This window comes from Veillonella fallax, from assembly GCF_020687175.1.
Classification (GTDB): domain Bacteria; phylum Bacillota; class Negativicutes; order Veillonellales; family Veillonellaceae; genus Veillonella; species Veillonella fallax.
Window position 1 is genome coordinate 138800 of record NZ_JAJEQD010000001.1, and the last position, 26294, is coordinate 165093.

The following is a 26294-nucleotide window of genomic DNA, read 5'->3' on the forward strand; positions in this document are numbered from 1 at the left end:
TTGAATTTATAATGTAAACAAAGAGTCGTGTTTGTGGTTGACATTTTCTAAGTAGAGGAGAAACATCATGAATCAGAACATTCGGTACATTACTGAGGTCGCTATTTTAACTGCTATGATTACTGTATTAGGGGCTATTAAAATACCTAATGTCATTCCAGGTATAGAGTTTCAATTATCGGCCCCGTTGGCGGTAGCAATATGTGCTGTATTCGGATTTAAGAAGTATATTATTAGTGGATGTCTATCTAGTTTAATCGGCTTAGCGCTAGGTACTCAAACTATATTAAATGTTATGATTGCTATGCAATTCCGTCTTATTGTAGGTTTAATCCTTTGGATGTGCCATAATCACTTAATCGGTATTATGATTTCAGGTCCAATTGCATCTGCCTTAGCGCGGTTAACCTTGTCCGTATATATTGGTAAAGCCGCATTACCTATGGTTGCCTTAGCAGTGCCTGGCATGATTTTCACGGTTATTATGGCTCCTGTATTTGTAAAGGTATTCCGTAAAATTCATAGTCAAGCACATCAAAATAACGTAATAAAAGGCAAGGTATCATAATGAGTGAATTATATAGTGTACGCATGCGTGCAGCACAAGGTGGTCCCCATGAAAAAGGGGGCCACCATATTTCTGGTGCAGAGCGTATCGTAAAATTAGAGGAAGTTGGAGCTATAGCACAATCCTTAGCTGAACGTGCACTGCATCACAGCAAAGGAACTGCTGATTTTATAAATATTACAGTAGATTTAATTCCACAGGAGAAGATTTCCTATATAGACTGTCTAAGGGTAGAGGAACATAAAACTGGTAGCATTCCTGAATCCCATCAATTGGCAACGGAACTTTTACAAGGTACCACTATTACTGAAACTGCTGTTAGAAAAGCTATCGGTATGTTAAAAAATTTAGATAGATCCATGCGCGGCGCTATGTTAGTGGATGCTATTTCGGGTGAACGCTTAGATGAAGGCAATCGCGGTGTACGTGTGAGTCATATGGACTCCTTTGACTCTCATGCATTAGGTGACAATGAACATATGAGGGAGGCTTTAGTATTGGCCTCTAAGGTTCAATCCGCAGAGGGTGTTGTTGGTGAATTATGTTGGTCTGATGATCCAGATTATACAGTAGGCTATGTGGCTTGTAATGGTGTATATCATCGAATTCCTCATATGAAAGAATTAGGGTCTAATATAGGGGGACGGGTTTTCTTTGTACGGTCTGATATAGATAGTGAAAGTGTAATCGAGTATTTGGAGAGTGCTCCTATACTTGTTCAACGGAGATAACATGTACGAATTTTTTAAAGAGCAATTAGATGCTAAGGAACAGAATCATAATTTACGAACCTTAAAAGAATATTGTCCTATAGATGCAGTGCGAGTTAAACGAGATGATAAAGAATATTTAATGATGGCTTCAAATAATTATTTAGGCCTTACCTTTGACTCCCGTGTAATAGAAGGGGCTCTGAAAGGAGCTCAACAATATGGTACAGGGTCTGGTGGATCGCGCCTCGTATCTGGTACGTTTCCATTATTTACTGATCTTGAAAATGAATTAGCAAAATTTAAGAATACTGAAAAAGCCCTCGTATTTAATACAGGTTATATGGCCAATGTAGGAACTATTTCTGCTATAGCTGATAAACATACCATCATTTTTAGCGATGCTTTAAATCACGCTAGTATTATTGATGGGTGTAGATTGAGTAGAGGAGCCGTAAAGGCTTATAGCCATTGTGATGTAGACGAACTAAAGTATTTATTAAAGCAAGTAGATCGTAATGCAAGAAAGCTTATTGTCACAGATGGTGTATTTAGCATGGATGGGGATATTGCACCGCTTGATAAACTATATGAATTAAGCCGTGACTATAATGCATTGCTCATGGTAGATGATGCTCATGCAACAGGAACAATTGGTAATGGTCATGGTACGGCTGCTTATTTTAATTTAGAGAAAGAGATAGATATTCAACTCGGTACATTGAGTAAATCCTTAGGATCTGTTGGTGGTTATATAGCTGCAAATAGCACTATCATAGATTATCTCGTTAATACGAGTCGTAGCTTTATATTCTCCACCGCATTATCTCCTGCAGATATAGGAGCGGCCCTGGCTGCATTACATATTCTTGAGACAGATGCATCTGTTTTAGGGCGTTTACAAGAAAATGTAAACTATATGGCAGATAAATTAACTTCTATGGGAATTGATGCGACCAATGAAACGCCAATTTTCCCAATTCTAATCGGAAGTAATGAAGATACACTGGCAGTATCTGATTATCTATATGAGTCTGGAATTATTGGAACAGCTATTCGTCCACCTACTGTACCTATTGGTGAAAGTAGAATTCGATTGACCGTTACAGCAGCTCATAATAAAGAACAAATTGATTATGTATGTCATACATTACATAAAGCGATGCAGACAGTAAAGTAAGTAAGAATGTTGGTCTAGAGAAGTTTTGGTTGAATTGACAGTACTACTAAATAGGCTTATAATTATGAGACCGACGCACGGGGATGTAAAGGTTTCGACAGGGGTGCGTGTGGTATAGATAGCGAGTCGGCGTTCCATGAGGCCGTTAAACGGTGGGAAAACATTTAAACGCAGAAGAAAATTTTGCATTAGCTGCATAAGCTACGTCCCTCATACTTGTGCCTACCAAGTGTGAATGGACGTCAAACCGTAGGCTGGCTTAATTCAGTTGTTCATATGAATTAGGCGAGACAACATGAACTGGGGTTGTGTAGCTTGTCTGTGAGCGGTAGCAACCTGAGATCTCAATCATAGACTGTGCTCGGAGAAGTCTATATGGCAACACTTTTGGACAGGGGTTCGACTCCCCTCATCTCCACCATATTAAATATATATGCTAGTAGTATAGAATGCTTGGTAATAGTTTCTATACTACTAGCATTTTTTTGTACACAAAAAATGATGAAAGTCAATAATTTTTATCATTTTTGTTGTATACAATGAATGTGGAACTATTTAGATTTTATCTAGGTTTTACAAAGGTAGCAGGGTATCGAAAAAATTGACTTTGTCTATAGAATCCTGTAAAATATATATAGATATTTATGTAATTATGACACATAGATGATTAGTTTCGTGTAAAGGAGTACAGATAATGAAGTTCCGTTATTCCCGTATGTTAGCGGCTCTCGTTGTATCCGCTGTAATGGTTGCTGGTTGTGGCAGTAATCAACAGCAAGCAGGCGATGTGAGTGTCAATGCATACAAAATTACTGCCAGTGATGCACAGGTAAACCAAACCTATGCTGGTACAGTAGTTGCAGAAAACTCTGTAGCTGTACATGCTCGTGTATCTGGTTACGTAGTTGAAAAATTTGTTAAAGGCGGGGAGCAAGTTGTAGCTGGCCAGCCATTATATCGTATCGATTCTCGTCAATACGAAGCTACTCTTGCCAATGCAGAAGCACAAGCTGCTCAAGCTAATGCAAACTATAAAAATGCTGAAGTAGACCTTAATCGTTATGAAACATTAGCTCAACAAGATGCTATTGCGCAACAACGTGTAGATACACAACGCAGCACTGTAGAACAAGCTAAGGCAGCTTATGAAGCATACGAAGCATCCGTAAAAATTGCTCAAGATAACTATGGCGATACAATGGTATATGCACCATATTCTGGTACATTACGTATGGATGATATCGATATGGGTACATTTGTACAAGCAGGTTCTACAACATTAGTAACTATTGATTCTATCGATCCTATCTTTGTTGAATTTAGTATGACAGAGCAAGAATATCTTGACTTCATGAAAAATCCAACTGGCGATGATTCCAATGGTCCAAATATTCAATTAAAACTTGCTGATGGCGAAACGTATAATCAACCGGGTTCTATTGTTCAAGCCGCAAAAAGTCTTGATCAATCAACAGGTAAGCTTGTGTTGAAAGCATCTTTCCCAAATCCTGATCATTTGTTGTTGCCAAATATGTTTGCCACAGTAATTTCTCCTGGTCAAAAACTTAAAAACGCTATTCTTGTTCCTAGTCGCGCTATTCTTCAAATCATGGATAAAAACTTTATCTTCGTTGTAAATGCTGATGGTGTAGTAGAACAAAAAAGTGTTGAAGTTGGCGGTACAAGTGGTAGCGATACAATTATTAAAGCCGGTTTAGCACCTGGAGACACAATCATCGTTGATGGTTTAACTAAGGTTAAAAACGGTGCGAAAGTAAATGCAAAATTACTTTCCAAAGAACAATTAAAAGCTACAAAATAGAAGGGGGCTAGATCGTGTCGAAATTCTTTATTAATCGACCTATCTTTGCCATTGTAATAGCCATTGTTATTACCTTGGTAGGTCTCATTTCTATGATGAGCCTTCCGATAGCTCGATATCCACAAATTTCTCCTCCTACAGTACGTGTTAACACAGCCTATACTGGTGCAACGGCTCAAGTTGTTAATGATACGGTAGCCAGTGTTATTGAAACACAAATCGTAGGCGTACAAGATATGGACTATATGACATCTAGTAGCTCTAGTAATGGTAGTTACTCTTTGACTATTCAGTTCAATCAAGGCACAGATGCCGATATGGATACGGTTAATACTCAAAACCGTGTTCAAGCAGCACTTGCACAATTGCCTGCAGAGGTACAAGCAGTTGGTGTTACAACTACTAAATCATCTGGTGATATGGCTATGGTATTCTCCTTGAGCTCACCTGATGGTACTTATGATTCTACATTCTTAAAGAACTATGCTACCAACTATATGATGGATGCTATTAAAGCCATTAAGGGTGTTGGTTCTGTACAAGAGTTCGGTTCTGACTATGCTATGCGCATTTGGTTAGATCCTGCAAAGATGCAAAATCTCGGTGTTACTATTTCTGAAGTAACAGCAGCTATTAAGGGGCAAAACTTACAGGCTGCAGCAGGTACTGTTGGTCAAAATCCTACTAATGGGGAACAAGCTTTCCAATATCCTATTAAAATTGAAGGTCGTCTTGTGACACCTGAACAATTTGGTAACATTGCTATTAAAAGCTCTAATGGTAAGGTATTGCATCTAAAAGATGTTGCTCGCATTCAAATTGGTGCTAAAGGATATGACTTTGTTGCTAAGTCCGCTCATAAAGAGGTAGCAGGTTTTGCTATTTCCTTACAAAATGATGCCAATGCATTAGAAACTATTGCGAATGTTAAGAAGGTACTAGATGAACAATCTAAATCTTTCCCACCAGATATGCAATATAACGTGGTTGTAGATAATACTAAATTCGTAAGTGCTTCCATTAATGAGGTAGAGCATACATTTGTAGAAGCATTGTTACTCGTTCTTATCGTAGTATATGTGTTCCTACAATCTTGGAGATCTACGATCATTCCTATGATTGCCGTACCAGTATCCTTGCTTGGTACATTTGGGGCTTTCGTATTACTTGATTTCTCTATCAATACGTTAACATTATTTGCCATGGTATTGGCTATCGGCCTCGTTGTTGACGATGCTATCGTAGTAGTAGAGGCAGTAGAGTATGAATTAAAATATAATGGCTTACCTCCGAAAGAGGCGGCTATTAAAGCGATGGAAAATGTACAAGGCCCTGTAATTGGTATCGCTTTCGTATTGGTAGCGGTATTCGTACCGGTTGCCTTCATGGGTGGTATGACAGGTATTCTTTACAAACAGTTTGCTTTAACAATCGCTGTATCTGTTGTTATTTCTGCGATTGTTGCCCTTGTATTAACACCAGCACTATGTGCTACGATGTTAAAACCTCACACACCTAAAGAACGCGAAGACTGGGTACATCGTCAGTTAAACAAATTCAATGCAGGCCTAGAACGTTTCAGCAATTGGTATGGTATCCAATTGGCTCGTTTAAGCCATCGTTTGAGCTTAACCGTTATTGCATTGCTTATCTTTGCGGGGGGAACAGGCTTAGTATTCCACTTCTTGCCTACATCCTTTGTACCTGCAGAGGATAGCGGTTATTACATGATTGCTGTTAATGAGCCGCCTGGTGCTACATCTGAGCGTACTATGGCAACACTTGAAAAAATTGCTTCCTTCTTAGAAGGTAAAAATGATCCAGAAAAACCTAAAGATGAACAATTGTTCCAAGAAGTATTTACGGTAGCTGGCTTTGACCTCTTAGGTGGTGGTCAAAAATCTAGTGCTGGTGTAATCTTTGCGACTATGTCTGATTGGAAGTATCGTACTACACAAGCTACATCTATTAATGCAATGGTTGGTCAAACCTTTGGTTTTGCAGCTCAAGGCGTACCAGAAGCAACTGTAATTGCTATGAATCCACCATCTATTCCTGGTCTAGGTGCTACTGGTGGTTTCAGTATGTATATCATTAATAAAGCTGGTGACAGCCCACAAGTTATGGCGGAACGTGCTAACGAATTCTTAGCAGAAGCTCGTAAGAGTCCAGCAATTCAATCTATTTACACTACATTTGATACATCTACACCATCCTTACAGTTTGATGTGAATCGTGAAAAAGCGGCACAAGATGGTGTTGCTTTAGCTGATATTTTCACTACATTACAAGGTTTCTACGGTAGTATTCAAGTCAATGATTTTACCATGTACGGTAAAAACTATAAGGTAGTAGTTCAAGCAGAAGATGCATACCGCCAAAATGCAGATCAGCTTAATATGTTGGCTGTTAGAAATAGTAAGGGGCTTATGGTTCCTGTATCTAACTACATCAGTAAGGAACAAACCGGTATGCCATCTAGTATTACTCGTTTCGATAATGCGATGGCCGTACAAATTGGTGGTTCCCAAGCACGTGGTTACTCCTCTGGTGATGCTATTAACGCATTGAAAGAGGCAGCAGCTAAAACATTACCTGCTGGTTATACCTATGATTGGGCAGGTCAATCTCGAGAAGAGTTGAAAGCTGGTTCTCAAACTATGATGATTCTTGGTTTAGGTCTAGTCTTCGTATTCTTGATCTTGGCTGCCTTGTATGAATCTTGGAAGGTTCCATTTGCCGTATTGTTCTCCGTACCATCTGGTATGATTGGTGCCGCTTTAGTACCATTCTTGTTGAACTTTACTGGTAGATATACCTTAGCTAACGATATTTATATGCAAATCGGTCTTTTGACATTGGTTGGCTTAGCAGCGAAAAATGCGATTTTGATCATCGAATATGCGAAGATTCGTGTTGACGAGCGCGGTATGAACGTAGTTGATGCTGCTATTGAAGCTGCAAAAATTCGTTTGCGTCCAATCTTGATGACATCCTTTGCTTTTATTCTTGGTGTATTCCCATTAGCTATCTCTACTGGTGCTGGCTCTGGCGCTCGTACATCTATGGGTATTACAGTAGTAGCAGGGATGACAACAGCAACATTATTTGGTATCTTTATCATTCCAATGTTGTTCATCATTATTGAAACACTTGGTCCTGGTTTGTTTACAAATCGTAAAAAAGACCATGAATGATTCCCTATATTAGCTGATAATGAGGAATGTTAAAAACACGTCACTACATAGTAGTGGCGTGTTTTTTTGTATAATTTATGGTATAATAATATAGTTAAAAATCGGATTGACCTAGGTCAATATAAAATGTGAAACTAAAAATAAAAGAGGTATATTATGAGTGACGTAAAAACATATGTAGCAGGTCATAAAAGCCCTGATACAGATTCTATTTGTTCTGCTATTTCCTTTGCAAATTTATTAACACAAATGGGCACACCAGCAACTCCAGTTTGTGCCGGTGAAGCAAACAAAGAAACAACATACATTTTGAACCATTTTGGTTTTGAACATCCGCAAATTGTTAAAAACTGGGAAGAGTTTGCGCCAGAAGGTGGCAACTTATACCTAACTGACCACAATGAATCTAAGCAAATCATCGATGGTTATAAATCCATGAATATGTGTGGCGTAGTTGATCATCATCGCATTGGTGATTTTGAAACTGATGGTCCTGTATTCATGCGCTTAGAACCAGTAGGTTGCTCCAATACAATTATTACTAAATTGTACATGGAAAACAATCAAGAAATTCCTAAAGGCATTGCTGGCTTGATGTTGTCTGCTATCATTTCTGACACTGTATTATTCCGTTCCCCAACATGCACAGAAACAGATAAAGAAATGGCACATAAATTGGTTGAAATCGCCGGTGTTGACATCGAGTCTTATGGTCTTGATATGTTAAAAGCTGGTGCTGATATTTCTGATTTGACTAATGATGATATCGTTCGTACAGATATGAAAGAATTCTCCGAAGCAGGTAAAACGATTTCCATCGGTCAAATTTCTGTTATGGATACAACAGATGTATTGGCTAAACAAGCTGAGCTTGTAGCTGCGCTAGAGGCTCTTCGCACTGCGAATAACTACGATGCATCTTACATCATGGTTACTAATATTCTTGATGAAAGTACTACATTGTTATTCAGCGGTGATGTAGAAGCTGTAGTAACAAAAGCATTTGAAAAAGAAGTTAAAGACAATGGCGTATTCTTGGCAAATACTATGTCTCGTAAAAAACAAATCGTACCACCAATTCTTGGGGCTATGAAATAGTATAGTAGTATACAAAGGGAAAAGAACGTTGCTTGCAACGTTCTTCTTCTCTATTTATATGATTATCAAACTATAGTATATGTAAGGTCGATAGGGGGGTTCCGATGAATTCATTATTAACAGGTTTAAATAAAGAGCAACAACAAGCCGTTCAACATACGGAAGGCCCTTTATTGATTTTAGCTGGTGCCGGATCTGGTAAAACAAAGGTTTTAACGGTTCGTATTGCACATTTATTGGCTCAAGGTGTCAATCCTTATGAAATCTTGGCTATTACGTTCACCAATAAAGCGGCAAAAGAAATGAAAAGTCGTGTAGAAGGTCTTGTAGGTGATGTAGCTAATCGTATTTGGCTCAGCACATTTCATAGCTTCTGTGCGAAATTCTTGCGTTTTGAGCTAGATAATTTCTTAGGTTATAACAGTAATTTTACAATCTATGATACATCTGACTCTCAAGCTGTTATTAAGGCTGCCTTAAAGGCATTAAACCTCGACGATAAATACTATCCCGTAGGCGCTATGATCGCTGCTATCTCAGATGCAAAGAATAAATTGTTATTTGCCTCTGATTTTAGAAAACAAGCACGGGACTTTTACCAACAAAAGGTAGCCGATGTATATGAATATTATGAACGGGAATTACGTAAAAATAATGCCTTAGACTTTGATGACCTTTTATTGGTGGCAGTAAAATTATTGCAATCTAATGAAGCTGTGCTAGATAAATATAGCAAGCGTTTTCGTTATGTCATGATTGACGAATATCAAGATACGAACCATGCTCAATATTTATTGGCAAAATTATTAGCTTCTCATTGGAAAAATATTGCCGTTGTAGGTGATGCTGACCAAAGTATTTACGCTTGGCGTGGTGCAGATATTCAAAATATCTTAGACTTTGAAAAGGATTATCCAAACTGTACATCTATTAAGTTGGAGCAAAACTACCGCTCTACAAAGGTTATCCTTGATGCAGCCAATGCGGTAATTGAAAATAACGAAGGTCGTCCAAAGAAAAACTTGTGGACAGATAAGACAGAAGGCGCTAAAATCCAGCATTTTACGGCGCAGTCTGAACATGAAGAAGCGGCTTTCATTGGAGATACTATTGCTAAAAAGCACGATATTCATGGTGTACCTTATGGAGATATGGCCATTTTGTATCGTACAAATGCTCAATCTCGTGTACTCGAAGAAGCACTGATTAAACGAGCTTTGCCATATACAATGGTAGGGGGCACAAAGTTCTATGATCGGAAAGAAATTAAAGATGTATTGGCTTACTTGCGCGTATTATATAATCCTTTCGATGATTTGAGCCTATTACGTATTATCAATGTACCTAAGCGTAGTATTGGTGCTACTACAGTGGCAAAACTACAAGATTATGCACGTGCAAATGGCACATCCTTGTTTATGACATTAACACAGTTACATCTGGTAGATACGATTAAAGGTAAGACAAAGGAAAAGTTAGAGGAGTTTGGTATCCTTATCTTTACTCTCGTAGCTGAAATGGAAGATAGAACTGTTCTTGATATCTTAGAATCTATTTTAGATAGAACAGGTTACTTGGCACAATTAGAAGAAAGTACAGATCCACAAGATCAGGCTCGCGCTGAGAATATCGGTGAGCTTTTATCTGTAGCTAAAGACTTCCAAGATACAAATCCAACTGGTACAGTGGAGGACTTCTTGGAACAAGTAGCCCTTGTTAATGATGTTGATTCCTTCGAGCAAGAAGAGTCTAAAGTGACATTAATGACATTACATGCTGCCAAAGGTTTGGAGTTTCCAATTGTATTCTTAGGAGGATTGGAGGAAGGTTTATTCCCTCATAGCCGCACCTTGATGAACCCTGAGGAAATCGAAGAGGAACGCCGCCTTGCTTATGTAGGTATTACTCGTGCTGAAAAGGAATTATATATTTCTAATGCCACTACGCGCACCGTATTTGGTCGCACTAGCAGCTATTTACCATCTCGCTTTATCGACGAAATTCCTGAAGAGTTAGTAGATGGTTTGCGTGCTAAGCGTAAAGTACCTGATGATATTAAGCGTCATGTGCCGCAACATATGAGTGTCACAAGCCGACCTGTTACGAAGCCAATTGTTCGCAATGAAGTAATTGCTGATTGGAAGATTGGTGATACAGCCATTCATAGTAAGTGGGGCAATGGTAAGGTTATCAATGTTGCTGGTGAAGGGGCTGGTATGAAGCTAACTATTGAATTCCCCACACAAGGTGTACGTGTGGTCATGGCTAAATTTGCACCGGTTAAAAAGGGATAAAACTTATGTATAGCAGTTAACCTCTTTACCTTGCTTGTATGGAACGTATAGATTGTTACTGCATAGTAAAAGGGATGTAATATGAATCCAAAAGATAGAATTAAAGAGTTACAACAAGAGCTAACTCATGCACAGTATTTATACTATGTAAAAGATGCTCCTACAATGAGTGACTTTGAATACGATAAAAAATATCGAGAGCTCGTTGATTTAGAAACAGCTCATCCTGAATATATTGTGCCATCATCTCCAACACAACGTGTAGGCATGAAGGTGGAAGGTTCCTTTGAAAAGGTCGTTCACGGCCGCCCTATGTTGAGCTTATCTAATGTATTTAGTGCTGATGAAGTGCGTGCGTTTGCAAATCGCGTAGAAAAGGAATTGGGCCATAAGCCTTCTGCTTATGTAGTAGAACTTAAAATAGATGGCTTAGCTGTTAATTTGCACTATGAAAATGGCATGTTTGTACGTGCTGTAACACGTGGTGATGGCCGTGTTGGTGAAGATGTTACAGCCAATGTACGAACAATTAAGTCCATTCCCTTATATCTAGAAAATGCACCTGAATTTATTGAGGTTCGCGGTGAAGCCTACATGCCTCATAGCGAATTTAAACGCATAAATGAAGAACGTGATGAAGAGGGCTTGCCAACCTTCGTAAATCCTCGTAATGCTGCGGCAGGCTCCTTGCGTCAACAAGATCCTGCTATTACAGCAAGTAGAAACCTAGCTTTCTTTGCCTATGCTATTGGCTCTGAAGAAGGTGCTAGTATTCATAGCCAAGAGGAATTACTTAAAAGCCTAGAAAGCTTTAAGTTCTCTGTAAATCCTCACTATCGCGTGTGTCAAACCATTGATGAAGTTATTGAAACTATCAATTATTGGGATGAAAAGCGTCATGACTTGCCTTACGACACAGATGGCATGGTAATTAAGGTTAATAGTTTTGACGACCAAGAGGTACTTGGCAGTACTGCAAAGGATCCTAAATGGGCAACAGCATACAAATATCCACCAGAAGAAGTGGAAACCATTCTTAAGGATATCACTATCAATGTGGGGCGTACGGGGGTTCTTACACCAACTGGTGAATTGGAATCTGTATTCGTATCCGGTACAAATGTAAGTCGTGTTACATTACATAATCAAGACTTCATCAATGAAAAAGATATTCGTATTGGTGACCATGTCATCATTCACAAGGCAGCCGAGATTATTCCAGAGGTTATCCGCGTAGTCCCAGAAAAACGAACTGGTTCTGAAGTGCCTTTCACAATTCCTAATACATGTCCTGTATGCGAATCGCCTACAGTTCGACGTGAAGGTGAAGCCGCTGTTCGTTGTACCAATAAACATTGTCCTGCCATTGAAAAGGAACAAATTATTCATTTTGCATCTCGCGATGCTATGAATATCGATGGTCTCGGTCCTAGTATTGTAGAAAACCTAATCAATAACAAATTAATCACCAATGTTGTTGATTTATATCATTTAACGGTCGAACAACTAGTTACCATGGACCGAATGGGTAAGAAGTCTGCTGAGAATTTGGTAAAAGCTATCGCAGATTCTAAATCTCGCGGATTAGATCGTGTACTATATGGTCTTGGTATTCGACTAATTGGATCTAAGGCAGCCGGAACAATTGCAAGTGTTGTAAAATCTATGGAACGATTCATGACTATTACTAAGGAAGAACTCGTTGCAGTAGAAGAGATTGGTCCTACAATGGCAGATAGTATTGTTGAATACCGTCAAGATCCTGCTCATGTAGAAATTATTGAAGGTTTAACAGCGGCAGGACTTAAGATGACTGTAGATGTTGTTGAAGCAGCAGACAACCATATGGAAGGCGAAATCGTCGTTCTCACAGGTAAACTTGAAGTTATGGGCCGCAGTGAAGCTGGTAAGATTCTTGAAGCTCATGGCGCAAAGGTAACAGGTTCCGTATCTAAGAAAACAACCCTTGTTATTGCTGGCGAAGACAGTGGTAGTAAGCTTACTAAAGCAAATGAATTGGGTATTCGCGTTATGAATGAAGAAGAGTTTGTAGAACTCCTACGCGAACTGGGAGAAGATATTTAATTTTTTGATGGGGCCCTGTTATATTAGTGTTAACTAGTAAAAAAGAAATTACTATACCTGTTTGCTCCGTCCTACGTAATGTCGCTGCACAGGTATAGTAATTTCTTTTTATTACATTTTATATAAAGAAGTCCCATCAAAAAATTAATTTTCTTATAAAAAGAACTCCAATAATCATGATATTTCGATCACGATTATTGGGAGACATAATTAGAACTTTTGATGTTTATCTGGTGGATTAAAGTATTCATTATATGAATTATAAAACGAGAACATAGCAGCAGTATATGCTGGAGATAAAAGTGCTGGAGTTGTTAAATTTCCAGAATAAGGTGTTGTGGATAATACATTACCAGAAAAATCATATGTTGGCATAGAATTAATCTTATGTTTTATACCTGCATATTTTAGGATTTTATTAGTAAACTCTGCTTTATTCTTACTTTTTTCTAAAGTTGAAGTTACATTCTGGCTGTAGTCGTAGAAATAAGTACTATTTATTTGTGCTATTGCACCTTTACTATAATCAACTAAATATAGAGATGAGTTTATGACATAATATGGAGGTGCATATCTTATAACATTGATACTACTAATATCTACGTATCCATCTCCTCTATTATCTGCATAGATGTATTTGAATCTTGTTGGATTATCCCTTATTTCTTGAAGTGAAATGGCATTAGTGGTGATAGGAAATAGTATTAATAATATATAGAAAAAGATTTTAATCATAGGATTAATACACTCCTTATAAGTTATTAGAATTTTTGAATTTTTGATGGAATATTGAAATAAGTATTATAAGATTTATAAAACGAATACATAGCGGATTCATATGCAGGCGATAATATTTTTGGAATCTTTGCCGATTCATTCCTTAAAATTGGACCTTGATATACCTCCCCGTTATAATTAAATATAGTTATTTTATTAGTTTTATATTTGATACCAGCGTATTGTGTGACTTGACTACCAAACTCCTGCTCTGAGTGCGTTTTTTCAAGTAAAGTTGATATGTTATTGTTATAATCATAAAAATATGTGTTATGCAATTCGGATAGAACATTATATTCATAAGATACTAAATATGATGTAGAGCTTATAACATAGTACGGTGGTGCATATCTAATGACATTAATAGTATCATTATCAACATATTGATCACCTGAACTATCTGAGTATACAAGTTTATATTTGGTAGGATTATTTCTTAATTCGTTTAATGATATAGCATTTGACGTAAGTGGTATTAGAATAAATAGTACTAATAATAAAAGTTTAGTCATGTATATTACCTCTTAAGCTAAGTTGCATTATATGTTTATATATTATTACTTTAATGATATATATACTAATGTAAAAATACAAGCAAAAGAGCTGACAAATTTTGTTTATAATGTTTATAGTTTAACATTAATCATAGATATGTTAATTTCTTTGAAAATAACACATCTATGCTTTATAATAAGTAATTATGAAAGGATGTGTTCCGATGAAAATCAGCCAAGAGGAAATTAAAAAAATCGCCTGGCTTTCACGTTTGGAAGTTAAGGAAGAACATATGGCACATGTAGAAAAAGAGTTATCCGATATCTTGACTTATGTTGCTGAACTAGATGCATTAGAGCTTAATGATGTAGAACCAATGGCTCATGCAGTACCATTGCACAATGTATTTAGAGAGGATGAAACAAAACCATCCTTAGACCATGATTTAGCTTTGTCCAATGCTCCAGAAGCAGAGGATGGGTACTTTAAAGTACCTCGCGTTGTACAAGAATAGGAGGTTTTGCTGTGGCAACAATTCATGAATTACACAAGAAACTAGTGAATAAAGAAATCAGCGCCGTTGAATTGACGAATGCTGTTATTGCACATAAAGCGAAAGTGGAACCGACTGTACATGCGTACTTATCCGATTCTCATGATCGTGCTTTAGCTACAGCTAAGCTTGTAGATGAAGCAATTGCTAAAGGTGAAGCTATTTCTCCATTGGCAGGTATTCCTGGTGCGATTAAAGATAATATTTGTATTAAAGATGAACCTGCAACATGTGCATCTAAAATGTTAGAGAACTTTGTACCTCCATACAATGCGTCTGTTATTGAACGTTTACAAGATAATCAATTTGTAAGTCTTGGTAAACTTAACATGGACGAATTTGCTATGGGTGGTTCTACAGAAAACTCTGCATTAGCAAAAACGACTAACCCTTGGAATGCAGATTGCGTACCAGGTGGTTCTTCTGGTGGTAGTGCTGCAGCTGTATCTAGTGGCTCTGCAATTTGGGCTCTTGGCTCTGATACAGGTGGTTCTATTCGTCAACCAGCGTCCTTCTGTGGCGTAGTAGGTTTAAAACCAACATACGGTAATGTATCTCGTTATGGCCTTATTGCCTTCGCATCCTCTTTGGATCAAATTGGGTCTATTACTCGTGATGTAACAGATGCTGCTTTAGTATTAAATGCCATCTCTGGTCATGATGCGAAAGACTCTACATCCATTCCAGGTGCTCGTGTAGACTACACTACAGCTCTTGTAAATGATGTAAAAAATCTTAAAATCGGTGTGCCAAAAGAATTCTTTGGCGAAGGTCTCAATAGCGAAGTTCGAAAAGCTATGGAAGAGGCTATCGAAACATATAAAAAATTAGGTGCTGAAATCGTTGAGGTTTCCTTACCTAACTCTAAATATGCGTTGTCTGCATACTATATCATCGCATTGGCAGAAGCTAGCTCCAACTTGGCTCGTTATGACGGTGTAAGCTATGGTATGCGCGTATCTGCAGATAACTTAGTAGATATGTCTACTAAAACTCGTACAGAAGGTTTTGGTCCTGAAGTACAACGCCGTATCTTGTTAGGTACCTATGTATTGAGCGCTGGTTACTATGATGCTTACTATTTGAAAGCATTAAAAGTACGTCGCCTCATTAAAAATGAATTTGATGAAGCATTCTCCAAAGTGGATTTGATTTTAACACCAACTGCACCTAATACATCTTATAAATTTGGTGAAAAAGCAAATGATCCATTGGCAATGTACTTAGAAGATATCTGTACAGTACCAGCAAACCTTGCAGGTATTCCAGGTATTAGCATCCCAGCAGGTATGAGTAGCAATAATTTGCCAATTGGCTTACAATTACTTGGCCCTGCTATGGGTGAAGAAACATTATTACGTGCTGCTTTCACATTTGAACAAGCACGTCCAGACTGTCAATTAGTAGCACCAACTGGGGAGGTTTCTCTATGAGTAGTAAATACGAAACAGTCGTTGGTTTAGAGGTTCATACAGAGCTTAAGACTAAGTCTAAAATCTTCTGTGGTTGTACCACTGAATTCGGCGGCGATCAAAATACACATGTATGCCCAGTTTGCCTTGGCTTACCTGGTGCTATGCCTGTGTTAAATAAACAAGTAGTAGAATTTGCTATCAAAGTTGGTTTAGCATTGAACTGTGAAATTCTAAACTTTAATAAATTTGACCGTAAAAACTACTACTATCCAGATTTGCCTAAAAACTATCAAACATCTCAATATGATTTGCCAATTTGCTTAAATGGTCATTTGGACATTGAAGTAAATGGTGAAACTAAACGCATTGGTATTACGCGTATTCACATGGAAGAAGATGCAGGTAAACTCGTTCACAGTGGTAACACTATTTCTGATTCTAAATCTTCTAACGTTGACTACAACCGTACAGGTGTTCCTCTTCTTGAAATCGTATCTGAACCAGATATTCGTTCTGGTGCAGAAGCAAGAGCATATGTTGAAAAACTACGTTCCATCTTGCAATACTTAGAAGTATCTGATGGTCGTATGGAAGAAGGTTCCTTGCGTGGTGACTGTAACGTATCCGTACGTTTGCGCGGTACTAAAGAGTTTGGTACACGTACAGAAACTAAGAATGTTAACTCCTTAACAGCTATTCAAAAGGTTGTTGAATATGAAGCCTTGCGTCAAGCTAAGTTGATCGAAGCTGGCGGCAAAGTAGATCAAGAAACACGTACTTGGGATGATGCTCAAGGCATTACTATTGGTATGCGTAAGAAAGATGAAGAAAACGATTACCGTTACTTCCCTGAACCAGACTTGGTACCAATTGTAATTACGGACGAAAAAATCGAAGAAGTACGTCGTGCGTTACCTGAATTGCAAGATGCTAAGATTGAACGCTTTGTATCTGAATATGGTTTGTCTCGTGAAGATGCAACAATCCTTACTGTATCTCGTAAAACTGCAGATTTCTTAGATGCTACTGTAAAAGCAGGTGCAGATGCTAAGACTGTGGCTAACTGGATGCTTGGTGACTTGTCCAAGATGATTAATGAAAGTGGTTTAACATTCGCTGAATCTAAAGTAAGCCCAGAAAACTTGGCTGGTATGATTGCCCTTATCGATAAAGGTACAATCTCTGGTAAAATTGCGAAAAAAGTTATCGTATCCATGTGGGAATCTGGCAAGGATGCTGATACTATCGTAAAAGAAGAAGGTCTTGTTCAAATCACAGATACTGGTGCTATTGAAGAAATCGTTAAGCAAGTTATTGCTAATAATCCACAACCAGTGGCAGATTTCAAAGGTGGTAATGGTAAAGCTATTGGCTTCTTAGTAGGTCAAGTTATGAAAGAATCTAAAGGCCGTGCTAACCCAGGTATGGTAAATCAATTGCTTCAAAAATACTTGAAAGACTAATTTGCCCGTTAGCCTATAGTCATATAAGCAATACAAACAAAAATATCCCCTATAGATATATGAATTTATATCTATAGGGGATATTTATTTGCATTTTTATCAGAGAAATATGGTATAATAAGTTGTATAAAATTAATTATTCTTTTGGTCATATAAAGGACGTAACGATGTCTGATCAACACAATACAAATAACAATCAAAATACATATAGAAATAATGAACGTAGCGATAGCTTTGGTAGTAATGCTCACTTCGGAGAGCCAAATACACGGGTATTATCTGATGATGAACGCCGTGACTTTGATGGTGTAACCATTGAAGAGGTAGGAGACTCTGTTCATGTGGACTCTACACCTAGCAATATGAACGAAGAGTATCAACGCGGTGAAGAGTACAATCAATATGGCCCTCATGTTAAGGTGTATAGCTTTAATAGTACAAGCTGGCTTAGTCGCATCATTTTGATTATCATATTAGCTGTTGTTTTAGCAGCTGTAGTATTCTTCGGTGGCATTATCCTCTCTGTAGTAGGGGTTGTCATTTTAGTGGGTGCTATTGTTTCCTTTATCTTTGGCCTCTTTTAATGGTATAATATATATATTATGACTAGACGGTGGCTGAGCCATTCGATGATTTAAAGGGGACCTATGAACGTAGTTTTATCCACATTAAACTCAAAATTTATACATTCCTCCCTGGCTTTGCGGTATCTCAAAGCCTACGGGCAGGCTCACGGACAGGCATACGATATAGTAGAATATACTATTAATATGCCTGTTTTACATATTCTTAGCGATATTACAGAGCGCAATATAGATGTATTGGGCTTCGCTTGCTATATTTGGAACATCGAAATGACCTTACATGTGGTGGACATGGTGAAAGCCGTTCGACCAGATATTAAAATTATCTTAGGCGGTCCGGAGGTATCTTTCACTGCTGATGAAATTCTAAATCGTTGTCATGCTGTAGATTATGTTGTACAAGGCGAAGGGGAAGAAGCTTTCTATCAACTCATTAGTGCATTACAAAATGGGAAGGATGGATTAGAAGAAGAAATCCCTGGGGTACGAGGATGTCATATTTCAGGCAAACTTATGGGCTCTACAGAGGCTGTAGAGGTTAAAGATCTTAGTACCATTCCATTCCCATATGTGGAAGAGGATATGGAGGATTTAGAACATAAAATCATCTATTATGAATCTTCTCGCGGATGTCCATTCTCTTGTCAGTATTGCTTATCTGGTAATAAGAATACAGTACGGTTCTTCCCACAGGAGAGAACCTTCAAAGAGTTACAATGGTTTATCGATCACAAGGTGAAACAGGTTAAATTTGTAGATAGAACATTTAACTGTGCACCACATCATCATCGCTCTATGATGGAATTCATGCGTGATGCAGATACAGAGACGAACTTCCATTTGGAAATGGAACCAGAACTCATGACGGAGTGGGAAACACAAATTCTCTGTGAAACACCACCAGGCCGTATTCAAATCGAAGTGGGCGTACAAAGTACACATAAGAAAACCTTGGATGCTATTAATCGTTACAATGATTGGCCGTACATTCAAAAGGCTATCCGTCCTATTATTGAGGCCGGTCGTACACATGTACATATGGATTTGATTGTAGGATTACCACATGAAAATAGAGAACGATTTGGACAATCCTTTAATGATCTCTTTAGCTTGCAACCTCATGCGCTACAAATAGGTTTCTTGAAACTATTAAAAGGCTCTGGTGTACGCCGCATGGAGGAATACCAATATATTAGTGATCCTTTAGCACCTTACGAGGTTTTAAGTACCCATGTATTGCCATATAAAGACGTTCGTTTCTTGAAGCACTTTGAAGATGTATTTGAACGCTTCTATAATAGCGAGCGTTTTAGAACTGTCTTTGGTTATATTGGTAGTAAGCTTATTAAGGAACATACTGATACATCCATAACTGGTGAAGATACAGTAACAAATCATGTACCACCAATGAAAAAGTATGATCCAACTAAAGTGGAGCCTAAAAAAGATGCTTTTTCTTATTTCTGTGAAATGACACAAGCTTGGCTCGATGCAGGCAATCACAAGGTTAACTTGAAAGATATCGACCAAATCGAGTTCTTGTATAATTTCTTCTTGTCTAAAGGCGACAAAGTAGCAGCTGAACTATTGCAATATGATACACTTGTTAGCTATCGAGGTAAGGTTCGCAGCGAAGCCGTTGGCTTACCAAAACAAACAAAAGAGTTTTTACAAGAAGGGGAAGCATTCTGGCGCAACGAAGAGATTGCATCTCAGTATATTCCAAACTATACATTTAAAGAATGGCGCAAAATTCGCCAACAATACGTAGAAATGCCAATGTCTGAAGATACGGCACATGTATTAGGCATAGAGAATGTACCTAATACACCATTTACAGTAATTATTGACGTTAATAAAGAGGTAAAACCATTTATACGTCCTGAAATAGAGGCTTGTTAGTAACATAAAAATAATTTATCTAATTTTTGATAATTGAGATATTACATAACAAGCGATGATTGGTTAGTTAAATAGGAGTGTTATGACCGATACAACGAGACCAAAACGATACCGCATGGTATCTAAATATTATAAAGAAACCTATGGGGAAAAGGTTTATAAATTGCCTGTGGCGTTGCCTTTGACTTGTCCTAATCGAGACGGTTCAGCTGGCGTAGGGGGCTGTACCTTCTGCGGAGAAATTGGTGCGGGCTATGAAAATCGTCCTGCTTGGATGACAGTGCGTATGCAATTAGAGGAAAACATTGCTCACATAGGTCCTAAATATAAGGCGAAAAAATTTATACCCTATTATCAAAACTTTAGTAATACCTATTTGGGACTTGATGATTTTAAAAGCTATATGGAGCAAGGCTGCATCGACGAAGCGGTAGGTATTGCTATTGCGACGCGACCAGACTGTATTGCCGATGAATACTTAGACATATTGGCTGATATTAGAAATCGCTTTCAAAAGGATATCTATATTGAATTAGGCTTGCAAACGGTCAATTATGATACATTAGAGAAAATTAATCGAGGCCATGATTTAGCACAGTTTATTGATGCTGTACTACGTATTAAACGATATGGATTTAATGTAACAACCCATATGATAGTAAATCTTCCATGGGATACTATGAAGGATACTATTGAAGGGGCCCGTATCTTATCAGCGCTCGGCGTAGATCAAGTTAAATTACATGCCTTGTATATCGTTAAAAATACATTGATGGCTAAGTGGTATCAAGAAGGTCAGTTCACCTTAATCAGTGCAGAAGAATATGCTGACCGCGTAGTCAATTTTGTCCGTCATTTACACCCTGACATTGTATTACAACGTCTTGTTGGGCGAGCGCCTGAAGATAATACGTTATTTACAAATTGGTCTATGGGATGGTGGCGAGTTCAAGACTTAATTGATGATAAATTAGACGAACTGGATGCCCATCAAGGTGATTTATGTGATTATTTAAACGGCAAAGCCGTTCGTAAGTTTATAGATTAGGAGGTTGTATGAGCGAACAAGTATTTACATTTCCTACATATGACCTAGCACAATCCATACTAGGTCAACATAATCGATATTTGCATATGATGCTTGAAGTCATCTCTGTAGATGTAGTGGCACGCGGGGATACTGTGGTTATCAAAGGCGATGAAAAGCAAGTAGAGGCCCTGTATCGTACGTTAGAGGAACTGGTATTTTTATATCGTGAAGGTAGTACCATTACTGAGTCCCAAGTTCGTATTGCGGCCAAACTCGTAGCGAACGGTAAAGCTGATGCTGTACATACTATGTTTGAAGATACCTTATCTGTTAATATGCGCGGTAAAAATATTACGCCTAAAACGGAAGGTCAGAAATACTATGTAGATAGCATCCGTAAAAATACCATTACCTTTGGTATAGGCCCCGCTGGTACAGGTAAAACATTCCTAGCCGTAGCGTTAGCCGCATTCTATTTAAAAAACCGCAATGTAGATAAAATCATTTTGACTCGTCCTGCTGTAGAGGCTGGTGAACGATTAGGCTTCCTACCTGGTGAATTACAAGACAAGGTAGATCCTTATTTGCGACCTCTTTATGATGCATTACATGAAATGTTTGGCATCGAGCAAGTACAACGCTTTATGGAGCGCGGTACTATCGAGGTAGCACCATTAGCATATATGCGTGGTCGTACCTTAGAAAACGCCTTCGTTATTCTAGACGAAGCTCAAAATACGACGGCTGAGCAGATGAAGATGTTCTTAACACGTTTAGGTAACAACTCTAAAATGGTAGTCAACGGTGATAAGACACAAATTGACTTGCCACCACGTGTTGTGTCTGGTCTTGGCGAGGCTGAAAAGGTATTGCGTCATGTACCGGGGATTAATATGGTTTACTTTAGCGATCAAGACGTTGTTCGTCACGATTTAGTTGGTCGTATTGTAAAAGCTTACGATCAGTATCATGAACGTAAATTAGCTGGTGAGACTGCGGAAACTAAAGCAGCATCTAAAGACCATGTAGCGAAAGGATAAGCATGTATATACATATTAGCTATGATGAAGGAATTCGAGAGGATTCCAATATTGAGGCTGTTATACGCAAGGTCTGTGATGAAGTGAGTCGCGTATATGGTCTTGAAGAGGATGAAATGAGTATTTTGCTCTGCGATAATGCTAAGATTCACGAGCTTAACAAAGAATATCGCGGCATCGATAGACCTACCGATGTATTGTCCTTTGCCCTTAATGAAGGGGATGATTACGAAGGCAGTGAAGAGGAACATCACTTACTTGGTGATATGATTATTTCTTTAGAGCGCACTCGTGAACAGGCTATCGAATATGGACATAGCTTTGAACGAGAATTAGCGTATTTAACGACTCACAGTTGCTTACATATCTTAGGCTATGACCATATGAACGACGAAGATAAAAAAGAGATGCGTACTGAAGAAGAATTTATCTTAGGTAATCTCGGTTATGTGCGGGAGGATGCACCATATAATGAATAAGAACGAACATTTTAAATCTGGCTTTGTTGCCGTTGTAGGACGCCCTAATGTTGGTAAATCTACATTAATTAATGCCCTTATTGGCGACAAAATCGCTATCGTATCCGATAAGGCTCAAACAACGCGTAACCGTATTATCTGTGTATATACAGATGAAGCAAAACAAATCGTTTTCATGGATACACCAGGTGTACATAAGCCAAAACATAAATTAGGTGAATTCATGGTAGATGCTGCCATTGAGTCCTTGAAAGAAACGGAAGCTGTTTTATTTGTAGTAGCAGGTAATGAAAAGCGCGGTCCTGGGGACAACTTCATTATTGAACAATTGAAACGTGTAAAAGTTCCTGTATTCTTAGTAGTTAACAAGATTGATACCCTTAAAAAAGAAGAGCTCTTGGAAGCCATTGTTTCTTATCAAGATGCATATCCATTTGCAGGGGTCATTCCTATTTCTGCTAAAGATAAAGAGAACTTAACTGAAGTTCTTAAGGTATTAGAGGAAACATTACCTGAAGGTCCGCAATACTTCCCAGAAGATATGATTACGGATCAACCAGAACGTTTAATCATTTCCGATATCGTACGCGAAAAAATCTTATTGTCTACACGGGATGAAATTCCTCATGCTATCGCTGTAGACGTAGATGAAATGAAAACACGTGATGATGGCACAACCTATATTCGCGCTACTATCTACTGTGAACGAGATTCCCAAAAGGGTATCATCATCGGTAAAAAAGGGGCCTTGTTAAAACAACTCGGCGCTGAAGCGCGTGCAGATATTCAAAAACTATTGGCTACAAAGGTATACTTAGACCTTTGGGTTAAGGTTAAAAAGGATTGGCGTAATAAATCTGGCATGTTATCTGAACTTGGTTATAGAAAATAATTTTTGCTATAATAAAAACTAACTTGTTTTCTCAATTGTACGAAAGGAATTAAGATGGATAGTGTAGATGGCCTGTTACCCATAGGGTTTGGTCTTGTATGTATATTTTTAATTAACTTTTTTGTGGTTGCAAAGTTCTCCTTTGCTCGTCTTCGTAAAGAGCATGTAGAGGATATGGATATCCTTTTGGAAAAGGATCGAGAGTTTTTATTAAAGCTCTATCAAAACCCTGAGTATTTCTTGAATACGACGCAGTTTTTGATTTTATTCTTTATTTTGGCTCTTGCTGGTACAGGCACTTATGTATTTGATAATATCGTAGATCAACTTGTATCGGTATTTAATGTGCATAGTACATGGATGCACTTCGTACTAGATATACTTTTATTGCTATTTATTAGCTTAATAGTTCTTATCTTTGGTGAAATCGTACCTAAAGCATTAGGTTTATCCTTCCCAACAAAGTACGTAAATACATATTGTCGTATTGTAGTAGCGGCAGGTCGTTTGGTATATCCGTTTATTTGGATTGCTAGCAAAATCTCCACAGTTATTTTGGGCTTTTACAAAACAAAATATTTAACAGAACTAGATCTTGTATACTCTGAAGAAGAAATTCGTATGATGATTTCTCGAAGTCATGAAGAAGGTCAACTAGACCAAGTGGAATCTGAATTGATCGACAATGTATTTAACTTTGTGGACCGTAGAGCCAAAGAGGTTATGGTACCTCGTCAAGATGTGGACTGTATTTTCGTTGAAGACGGTTACGATGAAGCGATGAAATTTATTCGTTCTAAAGCACATACACGTTATCCTCTATGTGTAGAGGATAAGGATCATATCATCGGTCTTGTTCATATTAAGGACCTCATGGAACGTCCTAATCAAGCGCGTAAGGATTTGCGTAATGTTAAACGAGATATTTTAACTGTGCCAGAAGTAATGAAATTATCTACATTACTACAATACATGAGAACTCGCCGTATTTATCAAGCTGTTGTTGTAGATGAGTACGGTGGTATGGTTGGTCTCGTAGGGCTTGAAGATATTATTGAAGAGCTCGTTGGGGATATTCAAGACGAACATGAACCACACTTACCAGCTAAAATCGCTTATGCAGATGGGTCCTTCGAGTTTGATGGCAAGGTCCTCGTAGATGAAGTAGAAGAAATGATGGACGTTGAAATTGACGATTCTGACTCTGATACAATCGGTGGCTATGTATTTGGTCTCTTAGAACGGACGCCAATCGTTGGTGATACGGTCGATGCATTGGGATATACCTTTGAAGTAACACAAATGCAAGGGTATCGCGTTTCTCGTATTAAAGTAACACCTTTACCTGAAGAGGAAACAACGGAAGAAGAACATGAAGAAGCTTAATGGTGGTTTTAACACACCTGCCATCGTCATTAGTCGAAAAAAATATAAGCTATACTCCGTATTTACTTTTATCACACCTAGCTTAGGACTCATTCGTGCATCCATCCCGCATAAGCGTATGATGACAATGCGTAACAGTTCCTATTTACGTCCCTTTAGTGCCATGTATATCACAGTGGTACCTGATGGTGAATATGTAAATGTAACACAAATTGATGGTTCCTATGTGGTAGAATCATTAGATGTTAATTTAGATAATATTGCTTATGCTGCAGTGGCCAGTGAGCTTATTCAAGAACTATTTGCAATGTATGATGTAGATCGCAAGGTGTTTGATACCGTTGTAAACTATTCCAAGCAAATACGGCGCCGAAATGTACAGCTAGGAACGATAATGTTAGGATGGCAATTACTATCCCTCGCAGGGGTTGTGCCTAGTGCTAATGCTTTTTCACATCAAGATGGTATCGATCCATTCTGGATACAGTTGAAAGAAACGACAAATCTTAGCATTTCTCCTTCTGTAAAAGCTGGATTACCTCAAATTCTCGGATATCAGTGGGGTGAAGACACGCCTATAGAACTTCCCAAAACAATATGGAAGGAACTAGAAAAACTATTATTGGCATACTGCGAGCAAGAAATCGGTAAACCATTACAAAGCGTTAAGTTTTTAAATTCTATAATTTAATGATAGTAAAAGGCAGTTTGAGAAATCAAACTGCCTTTTGTTGAAATATATATGAGGTACTAAATGGATATAATATTCTCTTCGTTGCCTATAGAAAAAATAAATGAAGATAAAACTTTAGATTTACAAGAAATTCAACAGATATATAATTTTCTTTTAACTAATGACTATTATATATCTGCTGATTATGGGGTAATAAATAAGTTATTTCAAACGATGGTTTTAAATAATAGTTGGGATCAAAAAATGGCACTTAGATACTTTGACTATTTATGTTTCTTAAGTTGGGAATATGAAGCCATCATTGTTAGAGATCTTCTATTAGATAATCATATTAGCTTAGCTGGGGAATTTTGTTTAGAAACAGAATTAGTAAAAGATGGACTAAGTTATTTTAGAGATGATGCCATTTGGAGGGGAAAGGATTATGATAGTGACACTATTCCGGCATCTATGTCTGAATGGGCCATTTATTATGATGAACAAGATCAAAGGTTTCATAAAGTGAAACCATCAATGATAGAAAATATTATCATTAAGGTAATTGATGCTGAAAAGGGTATTTATATGATTGAAAAAAGATAATCCAAATAGACATTTGTACATCTGTAGTTGACACTTTTAATAACAATT

General features: G+C 37.9%; 22 protein-coding genes and 1 other RNA gene. 21 read left to right on the forward strand and 2 right to left on the reverse strand.

What is annotated here, in order from left to right; all coding sequences use genetic code 11:
* The first annotated feature begins 67 nt into the window (after window positions 1-67).
* The 9 genes from LKD20_RS00645 to ligA all read left to right on the forward strand — a co-directional run bounded on the left by LKD20_RS00645 (window position 68) and on the right by ligA (window position 12954).
* The gene (locus tag LKD20_RS00645) at window positions 68-568 is read left to right on the forward strand and encodes a hypothetical protein (RefSeq protein ID WP_227720370.1); all 501 of its coding nucleotides are present in this window, start codon (window positions 68-70) and stop codon (window positions 566-568) included.
* Window positions 568-1299 (forward strand): 6-carboxyhexanoate--CoA ligase, encoded by a 732-nt coding sequence (locus LKD20_RS00650; protein ID WP_227720373.1) that lies wholly within the window; start codon window positions 568-570, stop codon window positions 1297-1299. The genes LKD20_RS00645 and LKD20_RS00650 overlap by 1 nt, the downstream gene beginning before the upstream one ends.
* 1 nt (window position 1300) lies before the next feature.
* Window positions 1301-2458, forward strand: a complete 1158-nt coding sequence (bioF, locus tag LKD20_RS00655; protein ID WP_227720375.1) for an 8-amino-7-oxononanoate synthase — start codon at window positions 1301-1303, stop codon at window positions 2456-2458.
* Between the two features lie 79 nt (window positions 2459-2537).
* Window positions 2538-2879, forward strand: a transfer-messenger RNA (tmRNA) gene (gene ssrA, locus LKD20_RS00660).
* 273 nt (window positions 2880-3152) lie between these two features.
* On the forward strand, window positions 3153-4280 hold the full coding sequence (locus LKD20_RS00665; protein ID WP_227720377.1) for an efflux RND transporter periplasmic adaptor subunit: 1128 nt from the start codon (window positions 3153-3155) through the stop codon (window positions 4278-4280).
* Window positions 4281-4294: 14 nt separating this feature from the next.
* Window positions 4295-7477 carry an efflux RND transporter permease subunit gene (locus LKD20_RS00670; protein ID WP_227720385.1) on the forward strand — a complete coding sequence of 1061 codons (3183 nt, stop codon included), beginning with the start codon at window positions 4295-4297 and terminating at the stop codon, window positions 7475-7477.
* 156 nt (window positions 7478-7633) lie between these two features.
* On the forward strand, window positions 7634-8575 hold the full coding sequence (locus LKD20_RS00675; protein ID WP_227720386.1) for a manganese-dependent inorganic pyrophosphatase: 942 nt from the start codon (window positions 7634-7636) through the stop codon (window positions 8573-8575).
* Window positions 8576-8679: 104 nt separating this feature from the next.
* Window positions 8680-10869, forward strand: a complete 2190-nt coding sequence (gene pcrA, locus LKD20_RS00680) for a DNA helicase PcrA (protein WP_227720388.1) — start codon at window positions 8680-8682, stop codon at window positions 10867-10869.
* A gap of 81 nt (window positions 10870-10950) precedes the next feature.
* Complete coding sequence (ligA, locus tag LKD20_RS00685; RefSeq protein ID WP_227720390.1) at window positions 10951-12954, forward strand: NAD-dependent DNA ligase LigA; 2004 nt, start codon at window positions 10951-10953, stop codon at window positions 12952-12954.
* Window positions 12955-13164: 210 nt separating this feature from the next.
* Here ligA and LKD20_RS00690 read toward each other — a convergent pair whose 3' ends face one another.
* Both LKD20_RS00690 and LKD20_RS00695 read right to left on the reverse strand, forming a co-directional pair.
* Window positions 13165-13689 carry a hypothetical protein gene (locus LKD20_RS00690; RefSeq protein WP_227720392.1) on the reverse strand — a complete coding sequence of 175 codons (525 nt, stop codon included), beginning with the start codon at window positions 13687-13689 and terminating at the stop codon, window positions 13165-13167.
* Window positions 13690-13715: 26 nt separating this feature from the next.
* Window positions 13716-14243, reverse strand: coding sequence for a hypothetical protein (locus LKD20_RS00695; RefSeq protein ID WP_227720394.1), 528 nt, complete (start codon window positions 14241-14243; stop codon window positions 13716-13718).
* Between the two features lie 206 nt (window positions 14244-14449).
* Here LKD20_RS00695 and gatC point away from each other — a divergent pair, with 206 nt between their 5' ends.
* The 12 genes from gatC to LKD20_RS00755 all read left to right on the forward strand — a co-directional run bounded on the left by gatC (window position 14450) and on the right by LKD20_RS00755 (window position 26246).
* Complete coding sequence (gene gatC, locus LKD20_RS00700; protein WP_227720396.1) at window positions 14450-14740, forward strand: Asp-tRNA(Asn)/Glu-tRNA(Gln) amidotransferase subunit GatC; 291 nt, start codon at window positions 14450-14452, stop codon at window positions 14738-14740.
* Between the two features lie 11 nt (window positions 14741-14751).
* Window positions 14752-16212, forward strand: a complete 1461-nt coding sequence (gene gatA, locus LKD20_RS00705; protein WP_227720398.1) for an Asp-tRNA(Asn)/Glu-tRNA(Gln) amidotransferase subunit GatA — start codon at window positions 14752-14754, stop codon at window positions 16210-16212.
* Complete coding sequence (gatB, locus tag LKD20_RS00710; protein ID WP_008714014.1) at window positions 16209-17657, forward strand: Asp-tRNA(Asn)/Glu-tRNA(Gln) amidotransferase subunit GatB; 1449 nt, start codon at window positions 16209-16211, stop codon at window positions 17655-17657. Before gatA ends, gatB begins: the two co-directional genes overlap by 4 nt.
* A gap of 167 nt (window positions 17658-17824) precedes the next feature.
* Window positions 17825-18241: a DUF4229 domain-containing protein gene (locus LKD20_RS00715; protein WP_119206436.1), complete on the forward strand. Its 417-nt coding sequence runs from the start codon at window positions 17825-17827 to the stop codon at window positions 18239-18241.
* A 63-nt stretch (window positions 18242-18304) separates the two neighbouring features.
* Window positions 18305-20143 carry a B12-binding domain-containing radical SAM protein gene (locus tag LKD20_RS00720; RefSeq protein WP_227720400.1) on the forward strand — a complete coding sequence of 613 codons (1839 nt, stop codon included), beginning with the start codon at window positions 18305-18307 and terminating at the stop codon, window positions 20141-20143.
* Window positions 20144-20225: 82 nt separating this feature from the next.
* On the forward strand, window positions 20226-21191 hold the full coding sequence (gene mnmL / locus LKD20_RS00725; protein WP_227720402.1) for a tRNA modification radical SAM protein MnmL/YtqA: 966 nt from the start codon (window positions 20226-20228) through the stop codon (window positions 21189-21191).
* An 8-nt stretch (window positions 21192-21199) separates the two neighbouring features.
* Window positions 21200-22213, forward strand: coding sequence for a PhoH family protein (locus LKD20_RS00730; RefSeq protein ID WP_227720405.1), 1014 nt, complete (start codon window positions 21200-21202; stop codon window positions 22211-22213).
* Window positions 22214-22215: 2 nt separating this feature from the next.
* Entirely contained in the window at window positions 22216-22692 is a 477-nt protein-coding gene (gene ybeY, locus LKD20_RS00735) for an rRNA maturation RNase YbeY (protein ID WP_178884903.1), read from the forward strand.
* Window positions 22685-23584: a GTPase Era gene (era, locus tag LKD20_RS00740; protein WP_195185797.1), complete on the forward strand. Its 900-nt coding sequence runs from the start codon at window positions 22685-22687 to the stop codon at window positions 23582-23584. Before ybeY ends, era begins: the two co-directional genes overlap by 8 nt.
* A gap of 54 nt (window positions 23585-23638) precedes the next feature.
* Entirely contained in the window at window positions 23639-24970 is a 1332-nt protein-coding gene (locus LKD20_RS00745) for a hemolysin family protein (RefSeq protein WP_227720413.1), read from the forward strand.
* Entirely contained in the window at window positions 24957-25661 is a 705-nt protein-coding gene (gene recO, locus LKD20_RS00750) for a DNA repair protein RecO (RefSeq protein ID WP_227720415.1), read from the forward strand. Before LKD20_RS00745 ends, recO begins: the two co-directional genes overlap by 14 nt.
* Before the next feature lie 63 nt (window positions 25662-25724).
* Window positions 25725-26246, forward strand: coding sequence for a hypothetical protein (locus LKD20_RS00755; protein ID WP_227720417.1), 522 nt, complete (start codon window positions 25725-25727; stop codon window positions 26244-26246).
* The last annotated feature ends 48 nt before the right edge of the window (window positions 26247-26294 follow it).